The sequence below is a fragment of the Micromonospora sp. D75 genome (assembly GCF_018070405.1).
GTDB lineage: Bacteria > Actinomycetota > Actinomycetes > Mycobacteriales > Micromonosporaceae > Micromonospora > Micromonospora chalcea.
Genome location: NZ_JAGPXV010000946.1, coordinates 1 through 1,497, shown reverse-complemented (window position 1 = coordinate 1,497; position 1,497 = coordinate 1). Strand labels below are relative to the sequence as shown.

Annotated in this window: 2 protein-coding genes; both read left to right on the top strand. The window is 74.9% G+C overall.

The window, feature by feature from the left end; translation table 11 throughout:
- The coding region (gene cbiQ, locus KBX39_RS30955; protein WP_210873942.1) for a cobalt ECF transporter T component CbiQ at window positions 1-726 on the top strand (726 nt) is incomplete at its 5' end.
- Window positions 723-1,484: an energy-coupling factor ABC transporter ATP-binding protein gene (locus tag KBX39_RS30950; protein WP_210873940.1), complete on the top strand. Its 762-nt coding sequence runs from the start codon at window positions 723-725 to the stop codon at window positions 1,482-1,484. The genes cbiQ and KBX39_RS30950, both read left to right, overlap by 4 nt.
- Window positions 1,485-1,497 lie beyond the last annotated feature (13 nt).

The window sequence follows — 1,497 nt, the reverse complement described above, 5'->3', positions numbered from 1 at the left end:
CCGGTGCACCGCCTCCCGCCGGAGGTGAAGATCGCCGCGATGGTGCTGTTCACCGTCGCGGTGGTGGCCACACCCCGGGAGGCGTACTGGGCCTTCGGCGGGTACGCGCTCCTGGTCGCCGTGGTGGCCGCGCTGGCCCGGGTCGGCCCGCGCTGGCTGCTCAGCCGGGCGCTGATCGAGCTGCCGTTCGTGCTGTTCGCGTTCGCGCTGCCGTTCCTCGGGGCGGGGGAGCGGGTCGAGGTGGCGGGGCTCGCCCTGTCCGTCGACGGGCTGCACGGCGCGTTCAACATCCTCGCCAAGGGCACGCTCGGCGTACTCGCATCGCTTCTGCTGGCGGCGACCACGACGACGCGGGACCTGCTGCTCGGCCTGGACCGGCTGCGGTGCCCGCAGATCCTCACCCAGATCGCCACGTTCATGCTGCGCTACCTGGAGGTGCTGGTCGGCGAGGCCCGCCGGATGCGCGTGGCGCGGGTGTCGCGCGGCGACGACCCGCGGTTCCTGTGGCAGTTGCGCGGCTTCGCGGCCGGCGTCGGCGCGCTGTTCCTGCGCGCGTTCGAGCGCGGCGAGCGGGTCTACCTGGCGATGCTTTCCCGCGGCTACACCGGCCGGATGCCGGCGGTGTGGCAGGGGGCCGGCGCGGCCACCGCCGGCCAGTGGGCGGTCGCCGCGACGGTGCCGGCGATCGCGGCCACCATCGCCGCCGTCGCGCTCGTCCTGCAATGATCGGGTACGTGCAGCAGCCGCCCTCCCTCGACGTCAACGGCGTCCGGTACGCGTACCCGGACGGTCACGTCGCCCTGCACGGCGTGGACCTGACCGTGCCGCGCGGCGATCGGGTGGCGCTGCTCGGGCCCAACGGCGCCGGCAAGACCACGCTCGTGCTGCACCTCAACGGCATCCTCACCCCGACCGAGGGCACGGTGAGCGTCGGCGGCCTCACCGTCACCGGGGACCGGGACACGCTGGCCGAGGTACGCCGCCGCGTCGGCATCGTCTTCCAGGACCCGGACGACCAGCTGTTCCTGCCCACGGTCGCCGAGGACGTGGCGTTCGGCCCGGCCAACCTGGGCCTGCGCGGCGCCGAGCTGGCCGCCCGGGTCGACGAGGCGCTCGCGGCGGTCGGGATGAGCGAGCACCGGGACCGCGCCCCGCACCACCTGTCGTTCGGGCAGCGGCGCCGGGTGGCGGTGGCCACTGTGCTGGCCATGCGCCCGGAGATCCTGGTGCTGGACGAGCCGTCGTCGAACCTCGACCCGGCCGCCCGCCGGGAGCTGGCGGAGATCCTGCGCGCCCTGCCGGTGACGCTGCTCATGGTCACGCACGACCTGCCGTACGCGGCCGAGCTGTGCCCCCGCTCGGTGATCCTGGACGGCGGCCGCATCGTCGCCGACGCCCCCACCGCGGACCTCCTGTCCGACGAGGCGCTGTTGACGGCCCACCGCCTGGAACTCCCCTACGGCTTCGCCCCCCGCCCGTCCTGACCCCGCCCTAGCC